Here is a 25,281-nt window from a genome sequence, read left to right as displayed (position 1 = left end):
AATAGATACTTTACTGTCCTCGGCTCTGTCAATCTGACAACACCTTTAATCTTTGCCTAGCCAGTTGGTAATCTCCGCACCGCCTATAGTACTCTTTAGCTATAGTCATATAGCCAAGGCATTCATGTATTACCCCCATATTATAAAGCGGCAGATAGGTGTTTACTCCTTCCAGTCTCGCTTTTTCGCAACCCAGGCATTTTGAGAACTGTTCGACCGCATCTTGAAATTGGCTGTTGTTCATTAATATGAGAGCAGTGATAAATAAATAGTCCGCACTGCAATTGAAATCATTATAATAATCCAGAAGCACAAGCGCGTCCTTATACCTCTCGCACTTCAAAAGTGCATAACCATAACTTATAACCAGGTTTTCGACATATGAGTAAGAATGGTTCGGTCGTAGTGAAATAGCTATATAGTATTCTTCGCAAGACTCAACAAATCTTTTTGCTGTAAAATAAATCTTGCCTAATTGATAATGTAAGTATGGATCTTCTGGATTGCCTTGCAGTGCCGCTTCGAGTAATGAAACATTTCTTTTAATTTTATCTTTCTTAGCTAGTGCCGCTTTGGAATACCCCGAATGTTCAACTTTAACCGATGTTGCTGCCCTGGATGCATCTTTCGCATCATAACGAACTAATTGCTCATGAATAGTTCCCGTATAATGAAAAAATTTTCTATTAAAAAGCCTGCTAATTACTTCAGTAGACCTTGTTATTGTCGAGTCAGATTCGAATTCACTAACGACTTCAATAGTACCCAACCTTGTCGCGTTTCCAGCTATAAAAGAAACAATATTATCCCAATCGTAGTATACTAATACCTCATCGGCATCTAATACAAGAATCCAGTCATTATCAGCTTTTGACGATGCGAAATTCCGAGATTTTGAGAAGTCATTACACCAAGGAAAATCATAGACTTTTTCTGTAAATTTTCTTGCTATCTCTTTAGTTCTATCCTTCGACCCTGTATCAACAACCACTATATCTTTGATCACTTGGGCAACACGTTCAAGACTAAGTGCAAGGTTATCTTCTTCGTTTTTAACAATCATACAAAGACTGATTTCATGCATATATCTCACCTATAGAGTTAGAGCCAGAGAATTCATCTCTGGCTCTAACAATGTTATTATGGTTTGGATTACCGGAGCAGTTGAAGAACGCCTTGCGGTTGTTGGTTGGCTTGAGCCAGCATTGCAGTAGCAGCTTGCTGAAGAATGCTGTTCTTTTGGAAGTTCATCATTTCTTTCGCCATGTCTACGTCGCGGACGCGGGACTCAGCAGCAGTCAGGTTCTCGCTGGTAGTTCCGAGGTTGTTAACAGTGTGTTCTAAGCGGTTAGTCAATGCGCCCATTTTTGCACGTTCAGTGGATACGGCCTCAATACCGGTATCGATTGCAGCAAGTGCTGTTTGCGCGTTTGCTTTACTTGTTAAATCGCCAGCTGCTGCTCCCATAATAGTCGCACTATCCATGTTGGAAAACGTATATGATATGACTTGGCCTACATTTGCACCAACTTGGAAATCAACTGCTGTTGTAGTTCCATCCAAAAGTTTTTGTGTGTTGAACTCTGTTTCGTCAGAAATACGGTCTATTTCTGTTACCAACGCTTGATACTCTTCATCAATTGCAGCGCGGTCTACAGTAACGTTGGTATCACTGGATGATTGTACCGCAAGTTCCCGCATACGTTGCAGAATGCTGTGGGTTTCATTCAACGCACCTTCAGCTGTTTGCATCATCGAAATACCATCTTGCGCGTTCCGAGAGGCTTGATCCAAGCCACGGATCTGACCGCGCATTTTTTCGGAGATTGCCAGACCTGCTGCATCATCACCTGCGCGGTTGATGCGAAGACCTGAAGACAGTTTTTCCAGAGATTTAGCTGATGCATTGTTGTTAGTGATCAGTTGACGATGGGTATTCAGAGCTGTCATATTGTGATTAATAATCATGGGGTTATTCCTCCTTGAATTTTGTTAATTAGGCATCCTTGCCCAATATGTATGGTGTCGGATTTCCCCGGTCGGCCGCCCGGGGAAGTTGTCCGTTTACCATCTCATTTACTATATCGACAAGACTAAACAAAATCTTAATAGGGTACTAAATAAAAAAATAAATATTTTAAACTCAAGGCAGCTTCAGAAATAGCGCGAAGAAGATAGCCGCGTGAAGTGACGCGGCTATCTTCCACATCTATTTATCGCTCTTATCGGCGTTTCTCTTTGCAATATTCCCCTTAAGATTGCGCAATAAATCCCGGCCCTCTGCCATCGGCATGGCGGCTTTACGGTTTTCTTGTACGATCGAGTCATATATCTCGCCGCGAAATATCGATACGCGACGCGGCGCGTCGATGGCAAGGCGCACTGTTTCGCCCTTGACCTCCACGACAGTTAGAACAATGTCATTACCAATGACAATTCGTTCACCTGGTTTACGAGTCAATGCCAGCATATCACACTCCTCCTTCCGGAGAGTTTGGCTCAACAAAAAGACGGTGACGAGTTGTGTATTTGGAGTTTTCAATCACATGTTGCCGTGCCACGTTGTCTTTTCTGTTCATAAGGACCGGCGCGAGTAAATTCGCCGTCATATCTCTGACCTGCTCCGGCACAGTGACAATACACCAGACCTGGGGCGGGTTCGTGTCCTTCAATGCAAGCCTCTCCACTGTTTCGTCGTTTAATTCAAAGGTATACTCCGAATAAAAGGCAAAAGGATCAACCAGAAGGAATGTCAAATCCGGTTCATGCAGGGACTGTAAAAAGGCAAATGGGCTGTCTCCTTCCGGCAGCACAGCAAATTCTTTTTCGTCGACAAAACCGGGCAGGCCTTCAGGAAATGAGACTTTGTCCGTTTCAGTAATCTCTATTTTCCCCAACCGGGTAGAATGAATATACACTACTATCACCTCATTAGCATTGAAGCGCTGGCTTTCGCCAGCGCCGTTTAAACTTGCATATCAATGGAACCTGTCGTCCACATCGTAATTTTAGGGTACTGGGTCACTTGAAAACTTACAGTCCCCCACTGGAAGTTATTCTCAACTGTACCCCGCTTCAGTTCAAGGTTAACCTGAGGGTCAGTGGCTTTGAACGTAACTGCTTTGGGTTGGTAGGAGATGATTGGATTCTCGATCCAACCTAAAGTCAATTCTCCTTTAGCCGGAGTGGAATGAGCTATCGCTAGACTCACGATCGGATCTCCGCCATATTTGCTGATATCGGCTAATTGATCTCCTTCGTTAGCCATACGAGCAATTCCTGCAAGAACTGCGTTTTTTCCTTCTTGCGCAAAATCTCTGACAAAGTCGCTCATATTCTTTATCCCAAGGGAGTACCGGCAAGGGGTCTGATCAATACTAAGTTCGCCTTTCGGGGAAGAAATTTCAAGCGTAGCCGCCTCTGTATCGAGCTGAACGGTCGGCAATGTCGTTCTCAGATTAATTTGCGGTTCTTGAATAGAAGCACTTAACACAGTCGGCTGAGTAGATATATTCAGGCGAAGCATAGCCGATCCCCCCTAGGAGACCGTTGCCAAAGCCCATCTGCGTTGCACCCGCGAGGGGTATGCCGCCAACTCTAAGGCGCTAAAGCGCCAAGAATTGCGCAATCACGACTACGTTTGCTTGCTTGCGTACCTTTATGTACGCGGTGATGCTACCTAACCAATTTGTAACAATTGCTGTTACGTCTCATAGGTAACAACGTAGCGCAAGCCTCGCTGTTCCTAGCAGCTGAAACTTTTTCAACTAGTCTCGTTATCCGTTGGAAGGCTGCTGCTATTGCAACAGCCTCTTAGAGCGAGTCATCAACTCAAATAATCGATCAGTGACTTTGGCAAAATCCGTGCTCCAACCGCAAGGGCGCTGTTATATACAGATTCACTCGTCTTAAAATCGATGATCGCCCGAGCCAAATCGATATCTTCATTGGCTGCAATATCGTCAGTAATCGTGGTTTCTGCCTTGCTCATCATGTTTGCGGTCATTTCGTACTGGGACATGCGTTCGCCAACAATAGTATGTGTTGCCAAAATCCGGGTATGGTCGCTGCTAATATTGCCTAAAGCGGTATTAGAAATCCAGCTTTGGTCTGGGGTGGCCTTTTGCAATTCCTCTTTGAGGGCAATCAGATGATTAAAGACATCAAGAGTTTGATTATCCCCATTCTGTACAATCGGTCCAAACAACTGTTCACCAGTCACGTTCACGCTGTCCTGGTCAGGATTTGCGGCACCTGGCTGAACCGGCATCGAGATTTTATTCATGTCACCGCTATAGACAACGACATCTTTGGGCAGGCCTGTCACCGCGTCGGTGATTGTCTTGCGCTCAAAAGGCCGGGTTTTATCCATCTGTCCAGCAAAGATGTAACGGTCGCCAACTTGTGAATTGCCGACTTGCACTAGATGATTGATGAGCCCGTCGATTTCAGCAGCAAGCGCCTTATAGCTAGTTTCATTGTTAACACCCCCGGCCTTGACAGCCAGTTCCTGGGCGCGAATTATCACAGAGCCAGTGTCGCTCATCGCTGCATCTGTCGATTCCATCCAAGACTGTGCATCTTTTATATTTTGAGTATATTGCTGATTCATGGCCAGATTGGTGTTGAACCGCAGGCTACGTATAGTTTTAATCGGATCATCAGACGGGCGATGGATCGCCTTACCATCTGACATCTGTTCCTGCAAGCTGCTTTGCCGTTCTAACGCTTTGTTTAGGCTATTGAGATAGTTGAAGGTCATCATATTTTCTGTGATACGCAATGTAGGTTCACTCCTTATCGTCCGACAACACCGGTGCCGTTGATCAGTTTATCGAGCATTTCATCAATTGCTGTTACAACACGGGAAGCGGCAGAATAGCCTTTCTGGAAACGGATCATATCGCTCATCTCTTCATCCATATTGACCCCTGCCGTCGACTCGCGCCAGTTTGTGATTTGGGTTATCAATGTTGTTTGATTATCGATCAAACGCTCTGCATTTTGGACTTGTACCCCAAGGGTGCCAGTCAAAGCATTATAATACGAGTCTAGCGTCGCTTTACCTAGCGAGTCGCGTTTATCTGTCTTTAACCGGTTGCCCATTAAGATAGCATTATCGCCACTGGCGTTGCCTTGGGTTGGCATAAAGGTGTAGGTATCTGCTGGGCCGGGCGTCGTTCCGGCGTTAACCGCTAATGTCGCGATATTTACCGTAACCCCATTATTTAATTTGAAGGTATAAGGCGGGGTTGCGACCGTAGTATCCTTCGCCGCTGCTGTCCAGGTTGATCCTCCGTCCACGGAATAGCTTGCCGTTAACACGTTGCCGCTTGCATCGGTAGTGTCAGTTCTCACAATATATGTCTGGTTGCCTGGCCCCGTATAAGAGCCATTCACAGAAAGTTTGCCAGCTGCCACATGATTTTGTGTCACTTCCAGCGTGCCCGGCTGCGTTTTTGCGGCAATCTTTTGCAGACCATCCGCCGTGTTGAATAAGTCGCTATTCACGGTCAATTGTTCAATCCAACCGCCCTTATAATCGGCAGGCTTCCAAGTTGGATCGGCATAATTTGCGGCATTGGCTTGCTCCCCAAAGAAGAGCGTTCCGGTTGAATCGTCTGTGCCATAACCTGCCTTATGTACTTCATTAAAATCCTTCAGCAAAAATTGGCTGATAGTATCCACTTGGTCCAGGTAGGCGCGAACCCCGGTATCGGTCGAATCGCGCGCTTCTAACAATCCGGTAATCTCACCGCCGATAAAGTTTGCATCCTTGCCGCGTGTGCCTAGTGCGCTGTTTTCAGCAATAATAATCTTATTCACTTCGATGCCATAGTAAGTAAACGTTGAAGAACCTTTATCCATTGTAGTATCAAGAGTGACAGACTCAGCTACGCTAACCAGCGTAAGGTTGCCGGAATTAATATTATAATTGCCATCTTTATCTTCATAAACGTTGATCTTCATTAGCTTCGAAAGCTGGTCAGTCAGGTAATCCCGCCGATCACGCAAATCATTGGCATGGTCCTTGCCGCCGACCTCGACGAGGGTGACTTGTTTATTGATGGAAGCAATTTCCGAGGTAATTTGATTAACCTGATCCACTTTTATCTCCAAAGTGGAATTAATATCTTTCACCATATCCTTCAGTTGTTGAGCAGAGTGCTGAATTGCATCAACTAGTTCAACCCCGCGCTGGCGCACTGCTGTACGCACACTTTCATTGGAAGCATTTGTCGAGAGATTCTGCCATGAAGTCCAGAACTTGTTCAACACAGTCTGAATCCCTGTATCGGTCGGCTCAGCAAATACACCCTCAACCCGACTAAGGAGATCATAGGTTGCCTCACCATAACCAAGCGAAGAGGATTCCTGCCACATCTGACGATCAACGAAGACGTCCCGCGACCGAGTGATCGACTGGATATCCACACCTGTGCCAAGCTGATATGAACCACTACTGCCATAAACCTTTTGCGGAACAGTAGTAACCAGCTTTACCTCTTGACGTGAAAAGCCTTCGGTATTCGCATTCGAGATATTATGTCCTACAGTATTAAGAGAAACTTGGTTCGCATACAAGCCGCGAACTAAAGTATTTAGTCCACCAAACGTTGAGCCCATTATTTCCTCCTACACTTTCGCATCAATCAGCGCATTTGGCCGTGGAGCAGATTTATCAGTGCCTTTTGCTCCATAATTCGTCCCTGTGGAATTCTGTGTTAGCAAATTGAGGCTGTAATTAACGTAGTTCAGCGATTGCTGAATCAACTCAGAATTCATTTTATTCAGCGGCGCCAAATCGTTGATAATAGAAGTTAATTCATTTTCTAACGCTTGCAATTTCGCGGCGACTTCAGCTCCGCCCAATTCTTTCGCCTTTGCAAGAGTAAATTCCTCCGGTGGCAAAGCATACACAGCCGCTAAATCAAGCGAAATCTTGTTTCTCACCATTTCTTGTTTCCCAATTTGCAAAATCAGGTTTTCTTCCTGTTTAATCAATTGGTCAAGTTCTTCAACGTTGGCAGAGACGAGTGCCTGCTTTTTTTTTCGGCTAATCTCTAAAATAACCCGGTAAACGGCAACAAGCTCTGCCATCAAGGAAATCAAATTATCCCACATGGAGTTCTCCTCTCAAATTAACGCAAGCGGTCAACTAACGTTCTTCCAAGCATCTTTTCGACAATGTCTTTTGCATCAACAGCATACTCACCAGCCTCAATCCGCGCTGTGAGCTCTGCAACCTTCTCTTCCCGAACCTCAGGCATTGCCTTGAGCTTTTGCAGCAGTTGGCTAAACTCCTGCGCCTTGGGCGATAAGACAACTTCATCCCGTTTGCTGACAGATTGCTGCGAACGAGCTGCTGGTTTGGCTTTTTGGTTTTGATCTGCATATACTTTCAAGGCATCCTGTATTTGTTTGCCGGATATGATCATGGAAAACACCCCTTATTACTCCGCTTATCTTAGTTATCGAAAAAAACGGCGAGGAAATTAACCCCCGCCGCAAAATTTCTTTTCATTAACTTTGATCCGAGCCATCCCGGGTATACATCCGGCTGCCTGTCTTTACGCGTACGTCTAGCTTAGGTTCCGGCTGAGCTTCTTTGGCCATTTCCCGCACTTTTTCCAGTAGTTCTCCGGAAAGCTTGCGGCTGCAGGCATCGCAAAACCGGCCATCTGGGATCGGTGAACCGCATTTCTCGCAGTTAAAGAATATTGAAAATCCATGCTCACTCTGAATTCGTCCTGAACGGATCATACGCAAAATGGTTTTATGCTTCACTCCGGTAGCTTGATGTACTTCCTCAATCGTAGCTTTTCTGGATTCCCGTAAAAACTCACGAACTTGTTCGACCAGCGGTTCTTCCGCATCTTGACAAGCAAGGCAAATGCCGACTGGATTTTCCGCGTACAGCTTGTCACATTCCGGGCAATATTTGAGAGCCATGGACCGACCTCCTTGCGAATACCACATCTTATAGTAATTATACATTTTTACGCTATATTATTTCTAGGGCTCCAGTCCCATTTTCCTGCAAGAAAAAATCTTTTCCCGCGAATCTTGCAGGATTTTAGGAACTTTTGTGGTATCAAGTAAAAGCTAAAAGTGTGCGGTTTTATAATCTCCCAGAAATTCCATTGGCAACACACTCTGGATTAATACTTTTCAGGACCATGATTCTGAGTTATACTGATAGATGAGACTATGCCAGGAGTGCGTAACGAAAGGTAGTTTGCCGTGTATATGCCATCACTGATGCCGGCAACTAACGGTTGTCCGGAACAGAATGAATCGCTGGAGACAATCATCGCAAGTTTGTTGCGTTTACTCCAGATGAAAAACCAAAAATTATTTCTCCATAGCAAGCAAGTGGCGAATTATGCAGTCAGCATCGCCGCTAAAATGCGTTTGCCCAGGGAAGAAATTGAGCGAATCCGTCATGCCGCTCTGCTGCATGATATCGGTCACCTGACTGTGCCGAACGCGGTATTTGCCAAGCTCCCCTATTTATCAACCCGCGAAAACAGCGCCTACCGCAACCACTGCAACGCTGGCAGCTGGATGCTTGAGAATATAGGTCCTTGTCAGGACCTGATTCCCTATATCCGTTATCATCACGAACGTTTTGACGGCAAAGGCTATCCCAACCGTCTAAAAGGTGTTAACATCCCGCTTGGCGCCCGCATCATCGCGGTAGCCAACGGCTACGACCGATACATCAACCCCTGCACCCAGCACTGGGCCAAAACCAACGGCGACGCCACCCGGGAATTGTTGGACATGTCTGGCACGGCGTATGACACAGAAGTGGTTAAGGCCTTCATTGAGGCCATGGGATTGAAATAAGTTCATGGCGTTGATATACCCCATCTGCGTTGCACCCGTAAAGGGTATGCCGCCAACTCTAAGGCGCTAAAGCGCCAAGAGTTGCGCAATCAGCCCCCGCAATCCATTGTTTGCGTACCCGAACGTACGCGGCACCGCTGGATTGCGGGGGCTGCCTAGCATCTGGGGCATCTGAACGCCCTGAAGGATCGTTCTAAACTTGAAGTGCTCTTTTCGCGAGGAATGAGCACTTTTTTCATCTCTGTTATTCAGTAACCCTCTGCGCAGCCTCAGCGTACTCTGCGCACTCTGCGGTTAAAGCAATTCTTATTGTTCCCTTCGTACCCTTTACAGCCTTCGCGCCCTTGGTTGACTTTTTACCACCCCGCCGCCCCACTCGCCAATGCCAAGCCGTGTACTTCTTTAGCTCCTGCCTTTTTCAGCGTCCGCGCGCACTCGGCCAAGGTAAAGCCAGTTGTCAATATATCGTCCACCAGCAATACTGTTTTCCCCTGCACCAATTCCGGCTGCAATACGACAAACGCACCCTTGATATTGCGGCGTCTCTCGATTGGCGAGAGCTGCCACTGCGGCAGTGTGTCGCGATGGCGCGCCAGCACCTCGGCCCATGCATAACCATGCGCCTGGCACCATGGGCGAAATAACAGTTCCGTCTGGTTAAAGCCGCGTTTAGCCGCCCGTTCTACTGATAGCGGTACTGGCACGACCAGCTCAGGACAAAGCAGTTTGGCCCAATTCACTTTGTTGTCCAGCAGCCAGCTAAAATAGTTAGCAGCCTGGGGATCAGGCTGAAACTTCAGTCGATGCAGCAAGTGCTTAACCGCTCCCTCATAAGGCAAAATGGTCAGACACATCGCTAGCGCTGCTGGTCGATGCCCACCTGGGGCCAATTCGCGTAACGAAAGTTTCTCAGGCATACAACGCTGACACCAACCACCCTGCACGCTTACCGCAGACTGGCAGGCTGGGCATCGCGGCGGATAGAAAAGATCCAGCAGGGCTGTCCACCAGCTTCTCAGCACAGCGCTTCACCCCGCAGTCGCTGCGCCAGCAGCGAATAGCGGCGCTTGGTGCGATCATTGGCCAAAGCCGTATTCAGCGCCGCCTTTGAACCGAGGAGAATAACCCGCTCTTTAGCCCTGGTAACTGCCGTATACAGTAGATTGCGTTGCAGCATGATGTGATGCCCAGCTACCAACGGCAGGATCACAACCGGATATTCACTGCCTTGGCTTTTGTGCACACTCATGCAATACGCCAGATGCAACTCATCCATATCGCTCCGTTCATAGATGACATCAGCATCCGGATAGCGCACAGTCACCCTGCCATCTTCGATCAAGATGATAAAACCAATATCACCATTAAATACGCCCTTCTGGTAATTATTGCGAGTTTGCATCACCTTATCGCCTGTACGGAAAACCTGGTTAATCCCTGCAACCGTTGCCGAATATTCGTTAGGCGGGTTCAGCGCCGCCTGTAATTGTTTGTTTAGATTTTCCACGCCGCAGGCTAATCGATGCATGGGAGACAGTACTTGCACATCCCGCCAAACGTCATAGCCGGATTGAGGCAATTCTTTACTAGCCAGTTCCACCACCAGCTTAGCCGCTTCTTCTGCATCCTCACAGGGCAAGAACTGAAAATCCAGGCTGGAAGTCACATCTGGCAACCGTCCGCGGTTGATGCGATGCGCATTGACAACAATCATACTCTCGCCTGCTTGGCGAAATACCTCAGTCAGCCTCACGATTGGCACAGCGCCGGAATCAATGATATCTTTCAATACCGATCCCGGCCCCACAGCTGGCAGTTGATCGACGTCGCCGACCAGAACCACTCGGCAGCCTTCAGGTACAGCCCGCAAAAAGTAGTGCATCAGCGATATGTCCATCATCGAAACCTCATCAAGAATGATCGCGTCAGCCTCTAACGGATTATCTTCATCACGCAGAAAAACCGGCGCTCCCTCCGGACCACCACTCGACTCCAGCAGACGGTGAACAGTGACCGCATCGCGACCGGTCGTCTCTTGCAACCGCTTTGCCGCTCTGCCAGTTGGCGCGCCAAGCAGGATTTTGCAGCCCTGTTCTTCAAGAGCAGCTAATATCCCCTTTACAGTTGTCGTTTTGCCTGTGCCCGGCCCGCCAGTTAGCGCGAGCACCCCGTGCTCTAGAGCAGCCGCGATGGCCTGACGTTGCGCCTCGGCCAGAAGAATACCGCCTGATTTTTGCCAACGTTCCACCATATCTGTTGCATCAGCAAACAGCAGCGGACGCGCCCGGTCCCGCAAATGCAGCAGGCGCTCCGCCACCCGCTTCTCCGCATAATAGAGATGCCTTGGGTATAACAGCAGCATACCATGGTAATCTTCCACACACAGAGACTGTTGTTTCATCAAATCAGACAGAATCAGCGAAACCTCGATTCGTTCCACCACGAGCAGTTTAGCGGTTTCCTCGACCAAGGCCTCTTCTGGAACACAACAATGTCCTGCCAGAGATATCTGCAGCAAAGCAAAATGAATCCCAGCCGCCAAGCGGTCAGGATGGTTCTTCTCCAGTCCCAGCGCCATTGCGATTTGATCCGCTTTGCGAAAGCCAATGCCCTCCACCTCTTCCGCCAACCGGTAGGGATTCTGCTCCAAAATTGTGATCGCCTGAGTGCCATAGTGACTATACAGCTTTGGCGCATAAGCGCCGGATACCCCATGCATCTCTAAAAACAGCATAATCTCTCGCAGCTCGGCTTGCTCACTATAGGAAGCGCTAATCATCTCAGCCCGTTTCGCGCCGATACCAGATACTTCTACCAGCCGAGCGGGTGTATGCTCGATAATTTCAAGCGATTGTTTGCCAAACTGCTTGACGATCCGCTCAGCCAACGAAGGACCGATACCGCGAATCGCGCCTGAGCCAAGAAAGCGTTCAATTCCTGCCAAACTCGAAGGAGCGATCCGGCGAAAAGAAACTGCCTTGAACTGGCGCCCAAAGCGGGGATGCTCAACCCAATCGCCGCTGATGTCAATCTCCTCACCCAGTAGCGGCGCTGCTAAATTCCCCACCACGGCGACGGAAGACTTCTCACCCGCGAGACGCAGCCGAAACACAATATATAAACTATCAGCACTTTGAAAAACAATATTTTCCACTGTACCGGTGATGTTCTCCATGAAAATCCTCCACGCCCAGTTGCACGTCCAAAATCCCTTTTATATGTTATTATGCCATTATTAATAATAGTTTGTAAATCCTACATATTTTTTACCAAAACCAGCAGGATTTTCTATTCCCGCGTCGTATGTATGCATTGGTTATTGAAATGCGGACCGGAGGGTAAAGCTCGTGCAAGAAGAAATGTATACTCACCAGTATTACAAACACCGCAGCATTATCAAACCTAATCATTTAGAACAGCATCTGGTGCATGGCATACTAGCCAGCGGATTGCTTTTTACCTGCTTATCCTTGGCCGTTTTAATGAAATAAGTGTATAGAAACCTGGCTTAGCAATGCTCTAAGCCAGGTTTTTTGTACGTCCAGAAATTATAACCGTAGAAGTCCGTTAGCGCAAAGCCCGCGAAGCGTACTAGCGTCGCAAAGCAGTATTTATTAACTAAGATCCCTTTGTGCGCTTCGCAGGCTTTGCGATCTTTGCGCTATAAACGTTACTCCGTTCCATAAAAAGACCTCGCAGAGGTATTTCTTATAAGCCTAGTGCCGCTTGTGCTCATCGTACTGCTAATTTCTACTCAGAAAGGAGAGGCTTCCATGATTGCTCAAATAACCCTGACACCAGGTCAAGCAAAGGTCATCATCGCCGCCGCCATTTTGAAGCTACCGGCAGTTGAATACGCCCTCCAGCATGGCAAAGTTGTCCTTAAGTCTGGCACAACTGTCGCATATATCGCCAAAACTCTAGGCGTTCCCCAAATGCGACTAGGCGGGCGGTTTGTCCCAGGTGGCGCGCGAACTGCGCCAACCCAGGCAAAGGCTCCGCACATCGTCGTCATTGAAAATGGTGATTGGCGAGCGATTGATACCTCGCTAACCGAAGAATTACTGACTCTGCAATCATCCGACGTCTTCATCACCGGCGCCAATGCCATTGATCAGCACGGGGTAGCCGGTCTGCTGGCCGGACTCGAGGGTGGCAGCGCCGCCGGAAATGCTCTGGGCATCTTATGGAGCGAAGGCATCCAAACAATTATCGCCGCTGGACTGGAAAAGCTTATCCCCGGCTCAATCATAGAAAACTGCAAACTCGCCGGCCGTAAACGCATCGAGAAGTCTATGGGCATGGCGGTCGGCGTGCTGCCACTCACCGGTAAAATCATCACAGAAAAAGAAGCAATCGAAGCGTTAACTGGGGTAAAAGCCACAGTTATCGCCGCCGGCGGCATCCTTGGCGCAGAAGGAGCCACAACAATGCTGATCGAAGGAAGCGCAACCCAGATCGAGCTTGTCTTCTCGCTGATACTGCCTATTGACAGCAGTAGCTTTCACTGCCACCCCGACAGCCTAATTTCCTGCCAACACGGTGGAGTGGCTTGCAGTAAGCATTTGGCGTGTGTTTATAAAGACAACCACAGCACTTTTTAGGGAAGACGAGGCTACCGAACCGCAGAGTACGCAGAGTACACAGAGGGACTCGCAGAAGACTCCGGACTGTTGCAATAATCCCACGTACCCTCTGAGACCTCTGCGCACTCTGCGGTTAGTGTAATCTACGTCCACATTATCTCCGTAACGCCTCAATTTTTATTCTCATACACGACTTCCCCGCCGAAAATCGTCAGCATCACCTTGGTTTTATCAATATCCAACGGATTGATCGCCAAGATGTTCTGATCTAGCACAACCAAATCAGCCAACTTGCCGGGTTCGATGGACCCGGTTTCGTTTTCCATAAACAGCATATACGCCCCGTTGATGGTGAAACTTTTGACCATTCCCGTTACTGTCGCCCGCTCGTTTTTATTCAGTAGATAGCGTTCATCATCGATATCGGTAATATCCTCAACTCCAAACAGCGGCCCGTTATCCAGATTGCGGGTGACACCGATCTCAATCGCCCGCAGCGGATAGGCCTCAACAGTTGCCGGGTAATCTGACGATGATGCGACTGTGATGCCGCTTTTGAAGAACGATCCCAGTGGAAACTGCCTTTCTGCCCGTTCGCCCAAAAATTGATAATCTACCTGCCGCCACCATTTCGGCCCTTTGAACTGCCAATAGGGCTGAACACTGGCAATCACTTTGAGGTCCTTAAAACGATGAATATCCTGGTTATCAACCAACTGTAGATGAGTAATCGTATTGCGATAATCTCCTACTGGAGCGGCAGTACCCGCATACTCCAGCGCATCGAGTACCTTCTTGGTGGATGCGTCTCCTGTCGAGTGAACATGAATCTGCAGCCCATCCGTATTGGCCAGGGTAAACGCCTGCTGCAGTTTTTCCTCATCCCAGAGAAACTCGCCATAGTGGTTGTCGCCTTTGCCGCAAGCCGAAGTATAAGGCGCCAGCAAATGGCTAGTCCCACCCTCCACCACGCCATCGGTGAAAAACTTCGCTGTAATTAGCTTCAGTTGCGGAGCCGCGTATTGCTCCCGCAGCTCTGCAATGGCTGCAAGCTGTGCTTTAACATCCTCGTTCGGCGTAATACTGACAGCCCCCCGGACGCGCAGTCGCAGTTTTCCCTGCTGCCGCATCGCCTCACAGGCGGCAAAAATATTTTTAAACGTTAGACTTCCCATAGTCAGTATGCCAGTGATGCCATAGCGATGCATTTTGTGCTGAAAATTCAACATGGCCGCCACATACTGTTCAATACTATATTCTGGCAGCGCAATCAGACCCATCGCCGCTTCTTTCAGCGTGCCCCACAGCTCTCCGCTGATCGGGTCGCGTTCAATCACGCCGCCGTGAGGAACGTCTGTCTCCACAGTAACACAATTGACTTCCAGGGCCTTGGAGTTGACCCACAGCGTATGGCCGTCATTCGCGCGTAGCACGATCGGAATTGCGGTGGAAATCCCATCAAGATATTCCTTGCGCGGGCCTCTATTCAGTTCCTCCCCTTGGAGAATCCCCCATGACCAGCCCCGACCATAGACCAATTTGGTGTCTGGATTCTGGAGCAAGAACTCTCTAACAGCGTCAAGATAACCCTCAAAAGTTGAGCTGTCGAACAGCTTCACCTCATAAAGTTCAAGCAGCGATAATCCAGGCGGATGAATATGAGAGTCAATCATCCCCGGAATGACGAGCTTGCCTCCCAAATCAATCAGCTTAGTCGCAGGCCCAATATACCTCTGCACAGCGTCATTGCTGCCAACAAACAAAATGCGGTCGCCCAAGATAGCGGTCGCCTCATGCACCGAATCGCCAGCATCAGCCGTATAAACAAACCCATTTTTCAAAACGATATCTGCGATTAAATTACCAGCCACTTTCTCGCCTGCCTTTATATATATGTCCATTAGCCTTGGCAGCCACCCTCCGCAAACTCTGCACATTCAGCGATTAATGCGCCCTTTTTCGTGTTCTCTGTAGCCTTATTCCTTTACTCTTGCGCCTTTCGGTCCAATAATCAATCTCCATTACCCTCTGTGCACCCTCTGCGAAATCTGCGTACTCTGCGGTTAACGTGTCTTTCGTTCTCTTTAGTATTCCCGAATTCTCAGTTTCGCGATCGGACATACTAACAGTAAGCCGAAACAGGAGGTGTACTATGCAGCAAACGAACTCTATCGTCTGTCCAAGTTGCAATAATAACCAACTACTATTAAGATACGAGGTCACCTACGAATATTCCTATGCAATTGATGCAAACGCACCCGGAGAATGCAACCGCAACGAATTCCTACCCTATCTCTATGACAACCGCGAGCAAAAAGAATCCCGTCAATACGTCCTATGTCAAACCTGCGGCGCCAGCTTCCCCTGCTACTTCGACCACTGGGACCAAGGCATCAGCGCCGATGCCCTGCAAAAAGCCATCAACTCTTCATACGAGATGGATGAAGAGTTGATGGCGCGTTAGCACAAGCGGAAAAAATGCAGAAACGGTTAGTAGTGGCGCACTGTGGGGCTAGTGTTATCCTCTTACGTCTACTCCCACTGATCCCGAGAAGTTTAAAAAGCCTGCGATGCTCGCAGGCTTTTTCGTTGTCTCAACTCTCTTGCTCATCTCTTACTGACTTCCCCAGTTCAAAGATCTCTTGTTCCTTCAATACCCTGGTTATGAATAAGGTCAAATGCTCGGCCAGGTTAATTTCTCGAGGTTCCTGCAAAAGCTCGCCGTTTGTGTCTGTCAACAGTTTGACGATCGGCCGTGACTGCATTTTAGGTAAAACTGTGGTTACAATCCCAATCTCGTTACTGCCTAGTTGCACAACACTGCCCATTGGGTAGATTGCAACATGCTCTAAAAATATGTTCACGATTTCCCGATCCACAAGCGAATCACCTAGTGTCATTAAGATTTCATACGCTTCGTGAGGCAGCATACCCTTGCGATACGGTCGATCAGAGATCAAGGCATCAAAGATATCGGCAACGGCGGCAATTCGTGCATACTCATGAATCTCGTTTCCCGCCATCTGCCGAGGGTATCCTTTGCCGTCAAACCGTTCGTGGTGTTGGAACGCGACATGGGCGGCAAGAACCGACATATCCCTTACCTTGCGAATATAATTAAAACCGACCTCAGCATGTGTCTGGACAATCGAACTTTCCTTTGGCGTAAGGCTGCCCACCTTGGCCCGGATCTCTTCCGGAACTGCCGTCATTCCTAAATCATGCAACAGACAGCCCATTGCCAAATCAACCAGCTTAGCTTCATTGTAGTCCATGTTGACAGCTGTTAATAACGATAATATGCAAACATTGACCGAATGGGCAATAAGATAGTCGTCAAAGGTCCTTAAGTCAATAAGGTGAATCATTGCTTCGCGGTTACTGATTATCTCGGCAACGAGCTGCCGCACTGCCCCTTTCAGCGGCTCAATATTGAGCTCATTCGTCTTCTCAAATTTCCGTACGACGCTCTGCAGCGCCTGAATCGTCTTGACGCGAGTATCAATATTAATCAGCTCTGGTACTTCCAGATCGGTAAACAGAGGATTGCATATATAGACTGAACCAACCCCGAGGTTCTGCATTTTCGGGATAGTCCCTTCGGCAAGTATTGTCCCGGCGCTCAACAAAAGCCGCCCGTCTGAACTATAAACGCCTTTTGCTACCATCATGCCTGCTTGCAAAAATGGTAATGATACCCTCTGCATTTGGAAATGCCCCCTCAAATCTTACGCTTGACAAATATTAAGAACCCGCCTTCCACCAAATCCGCGAAAAACGGGTTGAACGACATCTATTTAAACTCAACAAATTACATCCATATCTAAAGACTTAAAATAATAGTATCCTGTTAATAGGCATACAGCCAGAGACTAAGGTCCTGTATCCATGGGTCTTTGGTCTCAATTGCTACTGTCATCATAGTCCATACGGTTCAGGCAGGATTCGAGAGAAGGCAACAAGGGGACGGTTCTTCTGTATCATTAATGATGCAGAAGAACCGTCCCCTTGTTGCCTTGTTTTATCACAACTTCGACGCAATCACATTCGCGAGGCCATGGATGCTGGCCGCCAACTTATCCAGTTTGCTTTCGATGCGGACAAGCAGATAGCCTGCGACCACCATCGGAAACCCGTAATTAGCCGAGTACTCAAGCAGTTTTTCCATACTGATGCCTCCTTTCGCATACGACAGTTTATCGTTCCGTTTATCTAAAATTCGTGCAGACCGTTCAGAAGGGTCGAGATGTTGTTACCTATGAGACTAGAAATTACCTGACAAGACAGGCGGGATAGCATCACTAGGCAGCCCCGAGTTTCCTGCGCGCGCGTACAATACGGGTACGCAAGCAAGAGAAACTCGGGGCTGAGTGCGCAACTCTTGGCGCTTTAGCGCCTTAGAGTTGGCGGCCTACCCTTTACGGGTGCAACGCAGATTGGCCCTTATCAACGGTCTGCCCTAAGCTAGTGATACAGTGTCTCTGCTCCGCACCCGCGCATCCACCGCATCTGTCAAATCTCCACCTTTGCTGGTGAAGATGTTTTTAGCGATGATATCCTGCATGACAGTCTGGGCTTCGGCTTTGGTTAGCGCGTCCTTCGGGTCGGCCAGACTGAGGGTTACTTCTTGGCCTGACTCATTGCGAAAAACCAGTTCCAGTGTCTTTACCATGTGATTTCACCTCCTTTACTACTTATTTCACCGATCCATATTACTGATCGATGAGATTGGCATCATCCTGACGAGAAATCGCGACCACAGTGTGCTGTTGCAGACTGGCCAGCCCTTGAGCAACTGCATAGACTGAATCATCAACAGTGCCATTTTTGAGGTTCTGCAAGCTACGCACCCGGTACACCGGCGCGCCGCTGGCGTTGAGCCCAGTCTGGACTTTGATCTGCAGGCGTGCTGCCTGCGGCATATTGACTATTGCCATGTTCTCACCTCCCTTCAATCAGATACATTCCTGGCAGAAGCGAATTTAAACCTCAAAACACTGTCGTAAACTCAACAGCGCCTTTTTACGTGTAGCATGCACTGCCTGGATACTGATGCCCCATTCAACAGCCAAATCAACTAGCCTCCCTTCGCCAATTATCGTCGCCGTGACCGCTTGGCGCTGTCGAATTGGCAGGATAGTTAACGCATGCCTCAACTCTTCTCTTTGTTCCCGCCGCTGTACCTCGCCAACCACATCATCTGATGCCGCTAGGCGTTCAAGCAGGCTTGGTCGATCGCTCTCGCCGTCCTCATCTGTCCGGTCGTCTTCTAACGGCGACTCAGTCTGCCAGCGACGGCGTTCTTTTTTAAACACATTCCACAGCCGATAGCTAACGCAACGCTCAGCATACCCGGCAAAGGGAACACCGCGCGCCGGATCATAGTCCTTCACCGCCTGCGCCAACGCCAACCAACCCTCGCTTTCCGCATCCTCACGAATTCCCGCCAAGTGTCCCTGTCTGGCCTGCTTCATAACCAAGCCACGAAACTGTCGACAAACTGTGTCATATGCCACTGCATCCCCTACCTGAGCCTGTAAAACCAACTTTTGTAAATCCAACTTACCCTCACCCTTAGGTGAGGAACCGGTTCCTCTGTATTAGCGCTAAAGGCAGAATAGCACGTGCGGCCAATTACCGGCAAAAGCCGAGCGAGCGTCAGTCGACGCGCGAGTGAGCATAAAGCCTAGACCGTGGCGATCGAATATGTATAGCTGGGCAAAGGAAAAAGCGGTACCTGACCTGAATCCCATTCAAGTCAAGTACCGCTTTGATATATATACTTCGGGAGTTGAGAACGACACACCCCGTCCCTTCGGGCCACTCCTCTCAAGAGGGGAATTAAATGACGATAGTACAAACGCCACTAGCCGCACTAGCCCCACAATGATGACGGAAAAGAACGGCGGACAATAGCGCTATGCTCACAATGTGGGCATTATAAACCGTACCCCGCATAGTGGCGCTCGTGCTACCGTTCTCCGTCCCCCCCCATTGTGCCGCTAGTGTCGCTAGTGCTAAGGTATCCGCCTACTTTGCGCCTCTACCCCAGCACCGCCTGCAACTTAGCCTTCGCCCGAGCCGCCATCTGCAACATCCCACTCCAATGTCTCTTCGCCGTGGTCTCGAAGTACAAAAACACAATCGGTATAATAATCAATGTAAACACTGTCGATGTCAGCAACCCGCCAATCAAGACCCAGGCCATGCTTACCCGGGTTTCCGATCCCTCAGTCATAGCCAGCGCGGTCGGCAGCATGCCGACTACCATAGTTATAGTGGTCATAAAAATCGGTTTCAGCCGGGTTTTGCCTGCCTCGATCACCGCGTCGAGCGCGCCGACGCCTTCGTCCATTAATGTGAGCGTGTAATCGAGCAGTAAGGTTCCATTTTTCGCTACTAATCCGTCCATGACCAGGATGCCAATCAAGGAGTAGAGGTTAATGCTATTGCCGGTGATCGCTAAGAATATCAGCGAACCAATCAATCCCAGCGGCAGCGAGAACATCCGGATCAGCGGCGTTAAGAGCGACTCATAGAGAACCGCCAGCAGCATATACACCAGAGTAAGCGAAAGCGCCAACGCTTTGAACATCTCACTGAAGGTATCATTCATGCTGCTCGCCTGACCGGAAAAACGGTAGCTAATGTCTTCACCTAACACAGCAGGTGTCAGCTTTGCTGAGATGTCATTCATCACCTCCTGTAGCGGTCGGTCGGTGATATTGGCCTGCAGGGTAATCGCCCGCTGTTTATCCACCCGGTACAAGGAGACCGGCCCCGTTCCTTCACTGACAGACGCCACACTGCCAAGAGTGATATAATTTTTCCCCGCCATGACTGGGATCGTTTCCAAATCCGATACGGTAAAACCGTCGCTTCCCTTCAACCTGACTTTAATATCGGTATCCTGTCCGTCGTTGTTGGGGTCATTCGCATACACTCCGGCGGCTTGGCCGGCAATAGCGGCGTTGAACACACTCGTGATTTCGGCTACTGAAGTATTGTAGAACTTCGCCTTTTCCCGATCAACTGACAGTTGAATCTCTGGCAAGCCCTCAGTGTAGTTGCTGCGAATATCTTTGACTCCATTCACCGTAGCCAACATTGCCTTGACTTGGCTGTTGGCCTTGACGAGATTATCGATGTTCGCGCCTAAAAGCTGAATTTGCACCGGCGAGCCGCCGCCCCCACCCATGCCGGCTCCCGACACGCCAGCCACAGAAGACTGCGTTTCATTGACTCGTACGGTCACACCTGGCAGATTTTTCGCTGCATAGGCGCGAATCTCGTCAGTGATCTGCCAAACACTGCGATTACGGTCTTTTCGCCCAACCAGCCTGACAGACAGAGAACCGTTATTGCTGGTCGGACTGCCTGCGCTTGACAGATAATTTGTCACTTCCGGAATATCGGCTACCATTCGTTCTAACGAGGCCACCACCTGATTGGTCTGGTCAAGGTTTTGCCCGACCGGCAGCTCTACAGATATCCGAAAACTGCTTTCATCTGTCCGCGGCATATACTCAGACCCAATCACGCCCAGCGGCAACAGCGACAGGGAAAAGACAAACAATGCCATGACTCCGCCGACTACTTTCTTTTGATTTGCCAGCGCCTGCCGCAGCAATACTTCGTAACGTTCGACTGCCGTCTGTTCCAACCGGTCCATAAACTCCCAGACCCGGCCCTTTGGCGTCCACAGCCCATTTCTGAACAGTTTGGAGGCGATCATCGGCGTTAAGGTAAAGGAAATTAACAAGGAAAACAAGGTGGCAAACACGATCGTCAGACCGAACTGCCGGAAGAACTGTCCCGTCATGCCAGTCATAAAGGCGATAGGCATGAAGACCACGACATCACAGAGTGTAATGGCGATCGCGGCCATCCCAATCTCATTTCGTCCTTCCTCAGCGGCAATATCGGCCGGTTTGCCTAAATGCAAGTGGCGGTGGATATTTTCCAGTACCACGATCGAGTCGTCGACGAGTATGCCGATACAGAGCGCCATCCCCATTAGCGACATCATGTTAAAACTAAAACCGGCGATATACATGGCAAAAAAGGTGGCAATCAGCGAAGTGGGAATCGCGATAATAACCGCCACAGTCGAGCGCCAGCCGCGCAAAAACAGATACAGGATCAACCCTGTGGTGAAGAGACCTTCCAGCAGACTGCCGAAGGTATTGGACAGCGAATCGCTCACATATTTCGAAGTGTCGGTAATCACGACAAAATCATAGTTGGGGTATTCCGCTCGCAGCGTATCCAACTGCGCCAGAGCGGCCTTGGCCGTGTTGACGATATTGGCGTCACTGTTCATATAGACAGACAACGAAATGACATCAGCGCCGTTGGTGCGGCTATAGCGGCTGACGCGAGCGTCTTTTTCCTGAATATCAGCGACAGCGTCCAGGGAAACTGCTGTGCCTGATGCGTTGTTTACCTGCAGCTTGCCGATCTCAGCCGGGGTCTGGTATTGAGCCAGCAGCCGGACATCGGCCTGCGTTTTTTCACTGTAAATCGTCCCTGACGGCAGCAGCACATTTTCACTGCGTATCGCGCTGACAATCTGGTTCAAGGCCAGCTGGTAAAACTGCAGCTTGCCACGGTCAACCTCGACAGCGACTTCTTTGTCTCGCCCGCCGTACAGTTGCACTTCTGACACGCCATCAGCCCGTTGCAAGCGTTCCTTGAATACATTGTCAGCCTTCATATAGACATCAGCCAGCGGCTCATTGGCCATAACCGCGATTTCGAGCACAGGCGATGAGTTAATATCCCGTTTAATGACAACCGGCTCATCAATGCCATCAGGCAGCTTACGTCTGACCGAGTTGACCTGCTTAGTGGCATCGATGGAGGCGATATCCGCGTTAGCGGCAAAATCGAATTCCAGAATAACGCGAGCATTTTCCGGACTGGCGATTGAGGTCATATGTTTGAGATGAGCCACCGACGACAGCGCATCCTCCAGCGGTTTGATAACCTGGGACTCCATCTCCTTCGTGCCTGCTCCCGGATAACGGACACTGACCGTGACATAGGGAGTATTCAAAGCCGGCAACAGTTCCACGCCGATATGCTGCAAACTATACAGACCCAAAACGACAAACAGCAGAATGATCATGCTAATGCCGACTGGTCGTTTGATCGAAAACCGCGTGATGTTCATGGCGCCACCTCGGTGACGGCGCTGCCGTTTTTAAGTCGGGCAATATTAGTAATTGCCACTTTTTCGCCCGCGCTTAGCCCTTCAATAACTTCGATACTGTTGTCATTGCGAAAACCAAGCCTCACCACACGTTCCTGCACCTGGTTCTGGGCATCAATGACAAACACGCGGTCAATGCCGTTGAGAGAAACAACCGCTTCCTTTGGCACAATCAGAGTATCTTTTCGTAAAACAACCGTAATATCTGTTCTGGCAAACATGCCTGCCTTCAGGCTTTCATCGGCAGCCTCAAGCGCCAGCCTGATCGTAAACGCCTGGGTCGCACTGTCCATCGACGGACTGATATAAATGACTTTGCCGCTATAGGCCTTACCCAGCGAGTCAACAGAGACTTGCGCCGGCGTGCCTAAGGCGATCTGACCAATATCTTTTTCCGATACCGAACTATCGACATAAATCTTGCTATTATCAACAATGGCTAACAGCTTCTGCCCAGCCTGCGCCATACCACCGACTTCAGCCTGCCGGAAGCCGATCACGCCTGCCCGCGGCGCGCGGATAATCATGTCGCTTCGCTGTTGTCTAAGTGCCTCCACAGAAGCCGTAGCACGCTCAAATGCCGCTTGTTTCGAGACCACAGCAGCCGCGCTACCGCCAACCATCTGATTTGACCAAATATCTAGGTCAGCCTTGGCGGCAGTCAGTTGTTCTTCCACCTTATCCAAAGCCTCTTTAGAGACAGCCCCCATCTCGAATAAGCTGCGATACCGCCCTACGTTCGTCTGCGCCCGGTCATAGTCAGCCTTTGCCTTATGATAACTGGCCTGAAAAGTGGCATCACTTTGCAAAGCATCCGCGCCGGCACCCCGCAAAGCCGCCGAGTTCTGCGCCAAAGCAGCCTCGACGTCACTCGTATCCTGCACCAGCAGCACCTGCCCCGGCGTCACGCTCTGCCCTAACGCCACCAACACTTGCGAAATCTTACCTGAATACTTGGCAGCAATATCCACCTGCGCCTCTGGCACAGTTTTCCCTGTCAATTGGATCTTTTTCGACAGATCCGTCTTCTCTAAAACAGCCACTTTCACCGCCGGCTTCATATCACTCGGTCGCTGACTCTGACTGCTCGCCGGCTTCGCCAATACCCAATGCAGCCCAAATGCCAAACACGCCAGCAAACAAATCCCAGCCACCAGCTTACCCTTGCCGCCAGCAGTCAAACTGCGCCGCTTCACTGTTTTGTTTTCTTCCATCCGGATCACCCCTCTGCCATTGCCAAATCGCACACTATGTATTGGATGTAATTGTAACTCGCAAATTTGACAGAATTGTGACTGAAAAGCGTTATCTTCTCAACCTCATTATCAAGAAAAGCCGTTAAAGTAGAAGATCGCCACGTACTTCAGTCCTCGCGAAGCGCGGCGATCTTCTTCCATGTTCGCACGTTTTCAACTTTCCCACTACCGAGAGGGTGGAGCGCGCTGCCGGGGTATACCGTTATTCCGCTACAACCGTTCAAACACCCCGGCAGCCCCCATGCCGCCGCCAATGCACATGCTCACGATGCCATACTGAACCTTGCGTCTCGCCATTTCGTGTAACAAAGTCGTTGTTAATTTGGCGCCGGTGCATCCGAGCGGATGTCCTAGGGCGATGGCGCCTCCATTGACGTTCACAATCTCAGGATTGATACCTAGTGTGTTGATGCAGGCAACTGCCTGTGTAGCAAACGCCTCATTTAGCTCAATCAAGCCGATATCTTTCAGACTAAGACCTGCCTGCTGCAACACTTTGGGAATCGCCTTTATTGGCCCAATCCCCATCACTTCCGGTTCCACGCCGACAACAGCAAAACTCTTTAATCTTCCCAAGGGCCTAGCCCCAAGTTCCTGCGCCTTTTTCTCAGACATGATCATAACTGCGCTGGCTCCGTCACTCATTGGCGATGCATTGCCTGCGGTCACTGTGCCATTTAATTTAAAAACCGGCTTTAACGCCGCCAGCCCCTCCAGAGTCGCACCCTTCTTCAATTCGTCTATAGCGACAAGGGTTTGACGCCCCTCCCGACTCACCATTACCGGCGAGATTTCCCCTTGCAATCTGCCCGTAGCAATAGCCGCCTCCGCTTTTTGGCAGCTACTATAGGCGAACTCATCCTGCATCTGGCGCGTCACTCCATACCGCGTAGCAACTTCTTCTGCCGTCAACCCCATAGCCAGATAATAACCCGGATTTTGTTCCATCAGATACGGATTAGGAGTCATTTTCATGCCGCCCATCGGAATCATGCTCATACTCTCAACCCCGCCGGCGATTACCACATCAGCCCATCCCATCGCAATCTCTGCTGTTGCGGCAGCAATCGCCTGCAGACCGGACGAGCAAAATCGATTTACTGTCATCCCGGCAGCCGAGTAAGGTAATCCGGCACGGACCGCTACAGTCCGGGCGACATTAAAGCCCTGTTCCAATTCAGGAAACGCACAACCCAGGATGACATCATCAATATGCTCAGCCACATTCTGGGGCAAATTAGCCAGACAACCGGCGACAGCCACGGCAGCCAGTTCGTCAGGACGCACATCTTTGAAGACACCTTTCGGCGCCCTGCCAGCAGGCGTTCGAACGGCAGATACAATTACAGCATCATTCATAACCACACCTCCT

24 protein-coding genes are annotated in these 25,281 nt (G+C 49.5%); 3 read left to right on the top strand and 21 right to left on the bottom strand.

The window, feature by feature from the left end; all coding sequences use genetic code 11:
• Nucleotides 1-28 precede the first annotated feature (28 nt).
• The 10 genes from AXX12_RS10570 to AXX12_RS10525 all read right to left on the bottom strand — a co-directional run bounded on the left by AXX12_RS10570 (nucleotide 29) and on the right by AXX12_RS10525 (nucleotide 7,953).
• The gene (locus tag AXX12_RS10570) at nucleotides 29-1,084 is read right to left on the bottom strand and encodes a glycosyltransferase family 2 protein (RefSeq protein WP_066242050.1); all 1,056 of its coding nucleotides are present in this window, start codon (nucleotides 1,082-1,084) and stop codon (nucleotides 29-31) included.
• 68 nt (nucleotides 1,085-1,152) lie between these two features.
• On the bottom strand, nucleotides 1,153-1,968 hold the full coding sequence (locus tag AXX12_RS10565) for a flagellin N-terminal helical domain-containing protein (RefSeq protein WP_066242048.1): 816 nt from the start codon (nucleotides 1,966-1,968) through the stop codon (nucleotides 1,153-1,155).
• 241 nt (nucleotides 1,969-2,209) lie between these two features.
• Nucleotides 2,210-2,470: a carbon storage regulator CsrA gene (gene csrA / locus AXX12_RS10560; protein WP_066242046.1), complete on the bottom strand. Its 261-nt coding sequence runs from the start codon at nucleotides 2,468-2,470 to the stop codon at nucleotides 2,210-2,212.
• Between the two features lies 1 nt (nucleotide 2,471).
• Complete coding sequence (gene fliW / locus AXX12_RS10555) at nucleotides 2,472-2,918, bottom strand: flagellar assembly protein FliW (RefSeq protein ID WP_066242043.1); 447 nt, start codon at nucleotides 2,916-2,918, stop codon at nucleotides 2,472-2,474.
• A 47-nt stretch (nucleotides 2,919-2,965) separates the two neighbouring features.
• A complete protein-coding gene (locus AXX12_RS10550; protein ID WP_066242040.1) occupies nucleotides 2,966-3,526 on the bottom strand; it encodes a DUF6470 family protein in 561 nt (186 codons plus the stop codon).
• Nucleotides 3,527-3,826: 300 nt separating this feature from the next.
• Nucleotides 3,827-4,783 carry a flagellar hook-associated protein FlgL gene (flgL, locus tag AXX12_RS10545; protein ID WP_066242037.1) on the bottom strand — a complete coding sequence of 319 codons (957 nt, stop codon included), beginning with the start codon at nucleotides 4,781-4,783 and terminating at the stop codon, nucleotides 3,827-3,829.
• 14 nt (nucleotides 4,784-4,797) lie between these two features.
• Nucleotides 4,798-6,627: a flagellar hook-associated protein FlgK gene (gene flgK / locus AXX12_RS10540; RefSeq protein ID WP_066242034.1), complete on the bottom strand. Its 1,830-nt coding sequence runs from the start codon at nucleotides 6,625-6,627 to the stop codon at nucleotides 4,798-4,800.
• A 9-nt stretch (nucleotides 6,628-6,636) separates the two neighbouring features.
• Entirely contained in the window at nucleotides 6,637-7,125 is a 489-nt protein-coding gene (locus AXX12_RS10535; RefSeq protein ID WP_066242031.1) for a flagellar protein FlgN, read from the bottom strand.
• 17 nt (nucleotides 7,126-7,142) lie between these two features.
• Nucleotides 7,143-7,439 carry a flagellar biosynthesis anti-sigma factor FlgM gene (flgM, locus tag AXX12_RS10530; protein ID WP_066242028.1) on the bottom strand — a complete coding sequence of 99 codons (297 nt, stop codon included), beginning with the start codon at nucleotides 7,437-7,439 and terminating at the stop codon, nucleotides 7,143-7,145.
• Between the two features lie 85 nt (nucleotides 7,440-7,524).
• Nucleotides 7,525-7,953 carry a hypothetical protein gene (locus AXX12_RS10525; RefSeq protein WP_066242026.1) on the bottom strand — a complete coding sequence of 143 codons (429 nt, stop codon included), beginning with the start codon at nucleotides 7,951-7,953 and terminating at the stop codon, nucleotides 7,525-7,527.
• Nucleotides 7,954-8,250: 297 nt separating this feature from the next.
• Here AXX12_RS10525 and AXX12_RS10520 point away from each other — a divergent pair, with 297 nt between their 5' ends.
• On the top strand, nucleotides 8,251-8,853 hold the full coding sequence (locus AXX12_RS10520) for an HD-GYP domain-containing protein (RefSeq protein WP_082816803.1): 603 nt from the start codon (nucleotides 8,251-8,253) through the stop codon (nucleotides 8,851-8,853).
• A 356-nt stretch (nucleotides 8,854-9,209) separates the two neighbouring features.
• Here the strand turns inward: AXX12_RS10520 and AXX12_RS10515 are convergent, their stop codons facing one another.
• Nucleotides 9,210-9,875, bottom strand: coding sequence for a ComF family protein (locus AXX12_RS10515; RefSeq protein WP_066242021.1), 666 nt, complete (start codon nucleotides 9,873-9,875; stop codon nucleotides 9,210-9,212).
• Nucleotides 9,869-12,028 carry an SF1B family DNA helicase RecD2 gene (recD2, locus tag AXX12_RS10510; protein ID WP_066242018.1) on the bottom strand — a complete coding sequence of 720 codons (2,160 nt, stop codon included), beginning with the start codon at nucleotides 12,026-12,028 and terminating at the stop codon, nucleotides 9,869-9,871. Before recD2 ends, AXX12_RS10515 begins: the two co-directional genes overlap by 7 nt.
• 598 nt (nucleotides 12,029-12,626) lie before the next feature.
• Here recD2 and AXX12_RS10505 point away from each other — a divergent pair.
• Nucleotides 12,627-13,457: a hypothetical protein gene (locus AXX12_RS10505; protein ID WP_066242015.1), complete on the top strand. Its 831-nt coding sequence runs from the start codon at nucleotides 12,627-12,629 to the stop codon at nucleotides 13,455-13,457.
• Nucleotides 13,458-13,609: 152 nt separating this feature from the next.
• Here the strand turns inward: AXX12_RS10505 and AXX12_RS10500 are convergent, their stop codons facing one another.
• Nucleotides 13,610-15,340 (bottom strand): amidohydrolase, encoded by a 1,731-nt coding sequence (locus AXX12_RS10500; RefSeq protein ID WP_066242011.1) that lies wholly within the window; start codon nucleotides 15,338-15,340, stop codon nucleotides 13,610-13,612.
• A 251-nt stretch (nucleotides 15,341-15,591) separates the two neighbouring features.
• Here AXX12_RS10500 and AXX12_RS10495 point away from each other — a divergent pair, with 251 nt between their 5' ends.
• Nucleotides 15,592-15,903, top strand: coding sequence for a hypothetical protein (locus tag AXX12_RS10495; protein WP_066242008.1), 312 nt, complete (start codon nucleotides 15,592-15,594; stop codon nucleotides 15,901-15,903).
• Between the two features lie 130 nt (nucleotides 15,904-16,033).
• Here the strand turns inward: AXX12_RS10495 and AXX12_RS10490 are convergent, their stop codons facing one another.
• The 8 genes from AXX12_RS10490 to AXX12_RS10455 form a co-directional block, all read right to left on the bottom strand.
• Nucleotides 16,034-17,146 (bottom strand): HD-GYP domain-containing protein, encoded by a 1,113-nt coding sequence (locus AXX12_RS10490; protein WP_066242006.1) that lies wholly within the window; start codon nucleotides 17,144-17,146, stop codon nucleotides 16,034-16,036.
• A 317-nt stretch (nucleotides 17,147-17,463) separates the two neighbouring features.
• The gene (locus AXX12_RS18775) at nucleotides 17,464-17,607 is read right to left on the bottom strand and encodes a YvrJ family protein (RefSeq protein ID WP_074431353.1); all 144 of its coding nucleotides are present in this window, start codon (nucleotides 17,605-17,607) and stop codon (nucleotides 17,464-17,466) included.
• Nucleotides 17,608-17,898: 291 nt separating this feature from the next.
• Nucleotides 17,899-18,111 (bottom strand): DUF2922 domain-containing protein, encoded by a 213-nt coding sequence (locus AXX12_RS10485; RefSeq protein WP_066242003.1) that lies wholly within the window; start codon nucleotides 18,109-18,111, stop codon nucleotides 17,899-17,901.
• 40 nt (nucleotides 18,112-18,151) lie between these two features.
• Nucleotides 18,152-18,376: a DUF1659 domain-containing protein gene (locus AXX12_RS10480; RefSeq protein ID WP_066242001.1), complete on the bottom strand. Its 225-nt coding sequence runs from the start codon at nucleotides 18,374-18,376 to the stop codon at nucleotides 18,152-18,154.
• A gap of 45 nt (nucleotides 18,377-18,421) precedes the next feature.
• Nucleotides 18,422-19,000: an RNA polymerase sigma factor gene (locus AXX12_RS10475; RefSeq protein ID WP_066241998.1), complete on the bottom strand. Its 579-nt coding sequence runs from the start codon at nucleotides 18,998-19,000 to the stop codon at nucleotides 18,422-18,424.
• A gap of 482 nt (nucleotides 19,001-19,482) precedes the next feature.
• Nucleotides 19,483-22,614 (bottom strand): efflux RND transporter permease subunit, encoded by a 3,132-nt coding sequence (locus tag AXX12_RS10465; protein ID WP_066241993.1) that lies wholly within the window; start codon nucleotides 22,612-22,614, stop codon nucleotides 19,483-19,485.
• Nucleotides 22,611-23,867 (bottom strand): efflux RND transporter periplasmic adaptor subunit, encoded by a 1,257-nt coding sequence (locus tag AXX12_RS10460; RefSeq protein ID WP_066241990.1) that lies wholly within the window; start codon nucleotides 23,865-23,867, stop codon nucleotides 22,611-22,613. The genes AXX12_RS10465 and AXX12_RS10460 overlap by 4 nt, the downstream gene beginning before the upstream one ends.
• Before the next feature lie 252 nt (nucleotides 23,868-24,119).
• Nucleotides 24,120-25,268, bottom strand: a complete 1,149-nt coding sequence (locus tag AXX12_RS10455) for a thiolase family protein (protein WP_066241987.1) — start codon at nucleotides 25,266-25,268, stop codon at nucleotides 24,120-24,122.
• Nucleotides 25,269-25,281: the final 13 nt, after the last annotated feature.

The organism is Anaerosporomusa subterranea, from assembly GCF_001611555.1.
GTDB lineage: Bacteria > Bacillota > Negativicutes > Sporomusales > Acetonemataceae > Anaerosporomusa > Anaerosporomusa subterranea.
The sequence above is the reverse complement of the archived record's forward strand: the minus strand, read 5'-3'. Positions and strand labels throughout refer to the sequence as shown.

Bases quoted from the DNA above. Each gene is read 5' to 3' on its own strand.
- AXX12_RS10570 (WP_066242050.1), bottom strand. From the start codon at position 1,084: ATGCATGAAATCAGTCTTTGTATGATTGTTAAAAACGAAGAAGATAAC.
- AXX12_RS10565 (WP_066242048.1), bottom strand. From the start codon at position 1,968: ATGATTATTAATCACAATATGACAGCTCTGAATACCCATCGTCAACTG.
- csrA (WP_066242046.1), bottom strand. From the start codon at position 2,470: ATGCTGGCATTGACTCGTAAACCAGGTGAACGAATTGTCATTGGTAAT.
- AXX12_RS10550 (WP_066242040.1), bottom strand. From the start codon at position 3,526: ATGCTTCGCCTGAATATATCTACTCAGCCGACTGTGTTAAGTGCTTCT.
- flgK (WP_066242034.1), bottom strand. From the start codon at position 6,627: ATGGGCTCAACGTTTGGTGGACTAAATACTTTAGTTCGCGGCTTGTAT.
- AXX12_RS10535 (WP_066242031.1), bottom strand. From the start codon at position 7,125: ATGTGGGATAATTTGATTTCCTTGATGGCAGAGCTTGTTGCCGTTTAC.
- flgM (WP_066242028.1), bottom strand. From the start codon at position 7,439: ATGATCATATCCGGCAAACAAATACAGGATGCCTTGAAAGTATATGCA.
- AXX12_RS10525 (WP_066242026.1), bottom strand. From the start codon at position 7,953: ATGGCTCTCAAATATTGCCCGGAATGTGACAAGCTGTACGCGGAAAAT.
- AXX12_RS10520 (WP_082816803.1), top strand. From the start codon at position 8,251: ATGCCATCACTGATGCCGGCAACTAACGGTTGTCCGGAACAGAATGAA.
- recD2 (WP_066242018.1), bottom strand. From the start codon at position 12,028: ATGGAGAACATCACCGGTACAGTGGAAAATATTGTTTTTCAAAGTGCT.
- AXX12_RS10505 (WP_066242015.1), top strand. From the start codon at position 12,627: ATGATTGCTCAAATAACCCTGACACCAGGTCAAGCAAAGGTCATCATC.
- AXX12_RS10500 (WP_066242011.1), bottom strand. From the start codon at position 15,340: ATGGACATATATATAAAGGCAGGCGAGAAAGTGGCTGGTAATTTAATC.
- AXX12_RS10495 (WP_066242008.1), top strand. From the start codon at position 15,592: ATGCAGCAAACGAACTCTATCGTCTGTCCAAGTTGCAATAATAACCAA.
- AXX12_RS10490 (WP_066242006.1), bottom strand. From the start codon at position 17,146: ATGCAGAGGGTATCATTACCATTTTTGCAAGCAGGCATGATGGTAGCA.
- AXX12_RS18775 (WP_074431353.1), bottom strand. From the start codon at position 17,607: ATGGAAAAACTGCTTGAGTACTCGGCTAATTACGGGTTTCCGATGGTG.
- AXX12_RS10485 (WP_066242003.1), bottom strand. From the start codon at position 18,111: ATGGTAAAGACACTGGAACTGGTTTTTCGCAATGAGTCAGGCCAAGAA.
- AXX12_RS10480 (WP_066242001.1), bottom strand. From the start codon at position 18,376: ATGGCAATAGTCAATATGCCGCAGGCAGCACGCCTGCAGATCAAAGTC.
- AXX12_RS10465 (WP_066241993.1), bottom strand. From the start codon at position 22,614: ATGAACATCACGCGGTTTTCGATCAAACGACCAGTCGGCATTAGCATG.
- AXX12_RS10460 (WP_066241990.1), bottom strand. From the start codon at position 23,867: ATGGAAGAAAACAAAACAGTGAAGCGGCGCAGTTTGACTGCTGGCGGC.
- AXX12_RS10455 (WP_066241987.1), bottom strand. From the start codon at position 25,268: ATGAATGATGCTGTAATTGTATCTGCCGTTCGAACGCCTGCTGGCAGG.